Raw genomic sequence first — 7,084 nt, 5'->3', positions numbered from 1 at the left:
GCCCACTCAACCACTGCGTCTTGCTCGACAATCCAAAAATAATTGAGAGGCTAGGACTTTTGTCCCAGCCTCTTTTGTGATGAAAATCAAGTGACGAAAGAAAAAGAATGAAAAAAGATGTTTGGAAAACACATATTTTCTGAAAATGAAAGAGTTTTCAGAGAAACATTGAAGTAAAGTCGAAAAAATAGTAAAATGGAAGAGCTGATTGCAGCAAATCAATTCTTCTACTTTCTCCTTTTGATTAGAGGAGTAGCGTAAATTAGAAAATGGAGTATTCTATGAAGAAAAAAGTTATCTTGAAAAGCAGTATCCTAGCGGTTGTTGCGGGTCTCAGTGTTTTTACGATTAATAGCGTTTTTGCGGATGAATTGCCAGTGCAGTTCATGGGGGTCAATGACTTCCACGGCGCCTTGGAACAAACTGGGACAGCTCGTTTAGAAGGTGAAACTGTGAAGAATGCAGGAACAGCCCCACTTTTGGCAACCTATCTAAATGATTCACAAAAAGACTTTGAAACGGAGAATGCAGGAACGCCAAATGCCAGCATCCGTGTACAAGCTGGAGATATGGTCGGAGCTAGTCCAGCTAACTCTGCCTTGCTTCAAGATGAACCGACTGTAAAAGTCTTCAATGAAATGAACTTTGAATACGGAACCCTTGGTAATCACGAGTTTGACGAAGGACTTGGTGAATTCAACCGGATCATGAAGGGGGAAGCCCCAACGCCTGGTCAATTCAATAAGATCGTCGATGAGTATCCTCATGAAGCTTCGAAACAAGAAGTTGTCATTGCCAACTTGGTGGACAAAGATACCAACAAAATCCCATTTGATTGGAAACCATATGCAATTAAAGAAATCCCAGTGAATGACAAGACGGTTAAGGTTGGATTTATTGGGGTCGTTACGACAGAATTCCCAAATCTCGTCTTGCGTAAAAATCATGAACAATACCGTGTTTTAGATGAAGCGGAATCAATTGCTAAATATGCCCGCGAATTGAATGACCAAGGGGTTCATGCGATCGTCGTTTTAGCTCACGTCGCTGCAACAAGTAAAAACGGTGTCGCAGAAGGTCCGGCTGCAGACATGATCAAAAAATTAAATCAAATCTATCCTGAAAACTCAGTGGATATTGTCTTTGCAGGTCATAACCACCAATATACAAACGGGATGGTCGGAAATACCTTGATCGTTCAAGGTACGTCTCAAGGGAAAGCCTACTCGGATGTCCGTGGAGTCCTAGATACAGATACAGCTGACTTTGTCAAAGCTCCAACTGCTAAAATTATTGCGGTAGATCCATCGAAAGGCAAAGCAAAAGATGCCAAGGTTCAAGCGATCATCGATGATGCCAATGCGACGGTTAAAAAAGTAACAGAAGCAAAAATCGGTACAGCAGAAAAAGCTGAAAATATTACTCGTGAGTTGAATGCGCAAAAAGAAAGTGCTGTTGGAGATTTGGTCACAGCAGCGCAACTAGATATTGCCAAAAAATCAGGTTATCCAGATGTTGACTTTGCTTTCACCAATAATGGAGGAATCCGTGCAGACCTCGTGGTAAAACCAGACGGAACAGTAACTTGGGGTGCAGCTCAAGCGGTGCAACCATTTGGAAATATCCTCCAAGTAGTAGAAATCACTGGGGACCAAATCTACAAAGCTTTGGATCAACAATATGATGAGAAAGAGCTTTACTTCTTGCAAATGGCAGGGATCAAGTACACCTATACAAAACCAGCGGATGCAACAGAAGAAAATCCATATAAGGTCGTGAAAGCTTACAAGGCAGATGGAACTGAAATTGATCGCAACAAGACCTACAAGGCGATTATCAACGACTTCTTGTATGGTGGCGGAGATGGATTCTCAGTCTTCCGCGACACCAAATTGATCGGGGCTATCAATCCGGATACAGAAGTCTTTATCCAGTACATCCAAGATGTGAATAAGGCAGGGAAGAAGTTGTCTGCTTCTATTTTAGGCAACAAGACATTTGTGGAAAAAGTGGAAGAAGATACACCTACTCCAGAACCTCAACCAACTCCACAACCAACGCCAGTTGATCCAGTAAGTCCTGTAAATCCAGTTCATCCTGTAGCTCCAGTTACTCCGGCTACCCCAACTCCTCAACCTGAAAGCCCAGTAACTCCAGCTCAACCAGCTGCAAGCGAAACAAAAGAAGTGGCAACAAACAAACCAGTCGCTGTCACTTATCATACGGGTGGTCAAGCAGAAGTAGCTGCTACACCAGCAACTGGTCTTCCAAAAACAGGTCAAGAAGAATTGGCTTCAACCGTCCTTAGCCTCTTTGGCATGACCTCACTAGCTTTAGCAGGATTTGTATCCAGCAAAAAACGTGAAGAAAATTAATCAAAAATAGGAAGTATCCTCTCTAAGAGGGCTTCCTTTTTGTTTTTCATTGAGAGGGGCGTCTTTACCAAAAGGTTTCAACTTCAAAACCAATCATATACTTTCGCTATTGATTAGGAAAATTGTCAGAAATAAACTAAATATTATACTTATTTTAGATTTTGACAGACCGCATTGACTTTACATAAAAGAAGGACTAAAATGAAGGCGTAGTAACCGCTTACAACAAACAAGGAGGTCTGGTTATGAGAAATGACAGACAACAACGATTTTCTTTCCGTAAATATGCCGTTGGTTTAGTATCAGTGGTAGTCGGGTGCCTTTTTTTTGGTCCGGCTGTTTTAGCGCAGGAACAGGAGGGAACGGTAGAACCACCTGCAATTGTAGCGCAAGAAGGGAAAGAAGAGGTTCAACCGTTATCTGGTTTGGAAAAAAATTCGGAGGAAGCTCTTCCAACTGACGAATCAAGTAAGGAAACTTTTTTGCAAGAGCAACCAACACCTGAGAAATCTCCTGAAACAGCAGATTCAAATGGGAATGTAGATTCCGCTTCTAATCCTAAATCTGAAAAGAAGGGAGTCGAAAAGAAAGAGGAACTGGAGAAAACAGTAGCAGAACACTCTTCAGTAGCCAATAAAGAAGGTGTTTCGGAAACTGTAACAGATCAAGCACGTGTTCAGGCCTTGGTACGTTTGGAGACGAAAAAACAGGATGTAGCAACTTCTCCAAGTATTGCAGACCAAATTCGGAATAATCTCCCAATCAAAACGGCAGTTTTAAAAGAGCTGGATGAAAAGGGAATTCAATATAAAAAATTAGCTGATTTTGATTTGGTCTTTAATGGATTTGTCTTGGAGACGAATTACAAGGATGCCATGGAGATTCGCAAGATAGCTCGAGTTGAAAACGTTGAGATTACCCCTCTTTCTACAACTATAGAAAACCAGAGTCTTCCGAAGAAGCAGACGACCCTGGTCCCAACCAAGGTAAGTGATGAAAATGAATTGATTAATCTTCAACCATTGTGGGATAAGGGAATCAAGGGGCAAGGGAGCGTGGTTGCTGTCCTAGATACTGGCCTAGACTATGATCATAATTTCTTTAGTTTAACGGATAAGAGTAGAGCCAAATACAAGAATAAAGAGCAGATGGAAGCGGCCATGAAGAAGGCCGGAATTACTTATGGTAAGTGGTACAATGATAAGGTGATTTATGCTTATAACTATTCGGATATGAATGATGAGATCAAGGAGGATGATCCGCGTTCGCACGGGACCCACGTGGCGGGCTCTGCAGTAGGAAATGCAACAAAACCAGTGCCAACAGGAGAACTACTTAAGGGGGTAGCTCCAGAGGCACAACTCATCTTTATGCGGGTCTTCTCAGATAAGAAAGGGATGACTGAACAAGGTTTTATTGTAGCAAAGGCTGTAGAAGATGCTGTGAAGTTGGGGGCAGATACTATCAATATGAGTTTTGGGGGTGTCAATGGGGCAGAAGCTGATACCAATCCGTTGACGCGTCAAGCTTTTGAGTTTGCAAGAAAATCAGGTGTTATCATTAATGCCGCAGCAGGGAATTATGCCGTGAGTGGATACTGGCAGTCTAAGCCAAAAGCAGATGCACCGGATACTGGAACAATGGATGAACCAGCTGTTGAAAAGGGAGTTCTAGCGATTGGTGCTTTCAATAATAGCATTACACATGAAACAAAAATTAGTTTAGAAGTTCCAGCTCTAAAAAATAAGGAAGAATTCCAGAATGGTCTGATTGACCTTCCTGTCTATCGCTTGATCTTTCCAGTAGAAGGACCACAGTCTTATGTTTATGTACCGAAGGGGGGAGAAGATACTTATCGAAATGCTGCTGTAAAAGGCCAAATTGCACTGGTTGAAAGTGGTGGCGATGTATCAGATGAAGATAAGGTCAATGCCCTCAGACAAGCTGGAGCAAAAGGGGTCCTGGTTTATCAAAATGAAGAACAAGGAGATACCCTTCAAAATCTTTCCATGGGGTATTGGGGATCCTTCTATCCTGTCAGTGTACTTGGTCATTCTATCGGGAAAGAGCTAGCCACACATGCTGGGGAATATACGATCACTTTCCATCAAGAAGTTAAGAAAGTACCCTATAGTGAAGCGAATAAGATGCTCTACTTTACAGGCTGGGGATTAACCGCTGAAGGAATGTTGAAGCCTGATGTTACTTTGCCAGGTGGAAATGTGTACTCTGCTATCCCAGATGGTTCGTACGACTTGGATGCAGGTACGAGTATGGCGACACCACATGCGGCAGGGGCGACAGCCTTGATTAAGCAAGCTTTAGAACAACGATTCCCAAATTATAGCCCAGAGCAAATCCATACGCTTTTGCGACAATTAGTCATGAGTACAGCCAAACCTCATTTTGATCAGGAAAGCAACAGTTACTCCTCGGTTCGTCAACAAGGATCTGGTCTTATGGATGCTGCTGCAGCAGCTTTTGGCGATGTCTTTGTAACAGGTGGAAAAGGAGCAAATAGTAGTCTGACCCTTGGAAATGTTAAAGATTCCTTCACGTTTGATGTCACTGTACATAATCTTAGTTCAGAAGCAAAAGAATTCACTTATCATACGGTCGTCAATACCGATCAAGTAGAAAATGGACGTATTACCTTGAAGATGCGCCAACTACTGGATCAAGAAGGAGAAAAAACTATTCATGTTCCTGCTATGGGAAGTGTGACGGTTCCGATTTCTGTGAATACCAGTAACTATACAAGTGAGCTCACGAATCAAATGAAAAACGGTTACTTTTTAGAAGGTTTTGTCTTCTTTAAAGATGCCAAAACTAAGAAAGACCTAGTGAGTCTTCCATATATTGGTTTTAAAGGAAACTATCAAGATTTACCAGGAATTGAAAAACCCATCTATGCCTTCACTGGGGATGAAAAACCATTCTATTATTACGCAAATGAAAAAGCGGAGCACCCTGAAAAAGACCCAGGGGATCACTTTACTGCCTTAGTCAGCTCTATTTGGAGAGGGGGCAAAAAAGTACAAGTTGTCTTGGGAGAAAAAGACGGGCACTATGATGGAAATAGTCTCGTATTCTCGCCAAATGGGGATGGATCCTATGATAGTGTCAAACTCAATGCAGTGGTCTTAAGAAATGTGGACAATATTCATTTGACGGTTTATCGTGCGGATGACGTCAAGAGAGAACATCCAATTTTTGAAAAAGGCAATGAGAGCCAGAAGAAATCAGATTATGGCTGGCGGATCAACGATCGTAGTAAGATTCTGTATGCGACACGTTGGAGTGGAAAAGATAAAAATAATCAGCTTGTGCCAGATGGAGATTATCAATATGTGGTCACTTATCGTCCAAGCACACCTGGTGCCAAACCTCAAGAGATTGTCTTAAAGGTCAGGGTCGATAAGCAAGTACCTCAACTGGCAAAAACGACAGATCTTTTTGATCCGATAACTCGCCTCTTTAAGCCAGGTGAGATTGTTGAAACGGGTAGTGGGCTAGCTGGTAAATACCTCTCTTACCAAAAAGATGGTCAGGAAGTAGAAATCACTCCAAACGAAGATGGAACCTATCTTATCCCTGACGGAGTGGATCTAGAAACAGTACGCTTCTATATTTGGGACCGGGTCAATAATACCAATACCATGACTCTGGATGGAAAGACCGTTTCAGACGAGGTGACGACAGAAAATACTGGAACAGAGGAAGCAAGTCCGACACATGAAACTAGTGAAGCCACAGTGGGACGCTTAGAGGTACAAATTGTCAATGAAAAAGGAGAAGCGACCAATCAATATCCAGAAATGATGCGTTACCAAGTATTTGATAGTCGAGGAAATCGGGTTGATAAGGAATTTAATATTTATTATGAAGATCCATTACCAACTCTTCCATTTGGAACCTACACTGTAAAAGTCGTCGGTCAAGACCAAAACTACTCTTGGGTATCTCCAACAACGGTAACGGTTGAATTGAGCAAAGAGCATCCAGAAGGTGTGGTCAAATTTGTCTATCATTATATTGATAAAAATCGCTTTGATCTTGTCTTTGATAAAGAGCTTCCAAACGGAACCCGTGTCTTTGCCATCGATAAAAGGACGGGGCAAAAAGTGGAGTTGGATCAAACCCTTTACGAACCAAAGACCTTTGAAAAGATTCTAGTTAATGGAGATTATCAGATCCATATTGATTTGCCAAAAGGTTATCGCGCAGTAGAGAATGATTTCTTCTATACAGTAGGTGAGCGCATTAATCGCTACTTAACTAGTTTTGTCGAAGTTTCAGATGATCAGGTAGAGGATCCGATTGTTCCATCTTCTCCTATTCCATCTCCTCAACCGTCAACGACGACGCAAGAAGGTGAAAAAGGAAAACGGCCAGATGAAAACGAGACACATCCAATAGTCGCGAAACAGACAGATATCCGTCCAATGTTCCAGAAAGATCTTGAAAGAGTATCAGAAATGGATCCGTCGACTAAGGAGGTTACAAGTCAATCATCACCTTCTCTTCCAAATACAGGACAAGAAAATGAACAAACAGGAATGATCGGTTTGATGGTTCTTCTTCTCACTTTTGGTGCTATCCGCTTGAAGAAAAATCGTCCAGATCAAGGATAATCTTCTATTAGTTTAGTTGCAAGGATAAAATAAGGGTTAAGGTAGTGTGAAGCTACCTTAACCTAGTGTGTAAAA

The 7,084-nt window shown here is 41.9% G+C and carries 2 protein-coding genes; both read left to right on the top strand.

All coding sequences use genetic code 11. From position 1 onward, the window contains the following. Positions 1 to 281 precede the first annotated feature (281 nt). A complete protein-coding gene (locus NFR56_RS08480; RefSeq protein WP_251458574.1) occupies positions 282 to 2,375 on the top strand; it encodes a surface-anchored 5'-nucleotidase in 2,094 nt (697 codons plus the stop codon). Positions 2,376 to 2,620: 245 nt separating this feature from the next. Further along, complete coding sequence (locus NFR56_RS08470; RefSeq protein ID WP_277612657.1) at positions 2,621 to 7,009, top strand: SGO_0316/SGO_0317 family LPXTG-anchored serine peptidase; 4,389 nt, start codon at positions 2,621 to 2,623, stop codon at positions 7,007 to 7,009. The last annotated feature ends 75 nt before the right edge of the window (positions 7,010 to 7,084 follow it).

The sequence above is a fragment of the Streptococcus caecimuris genome, assembly GCF_943193075.1.
Classification (GTDB): domain Bacteria; phylum Bacillota; class Bacilli; order Lactobacillales; family Streptococcaceae; genus Streptococcus; species Streptococcus caecimuris.
The sequence above is the reverse complement of the archived record's forward strand: the minus strand, read 5'-3'. Positions and strand labels throughout refer to the sequence as shown.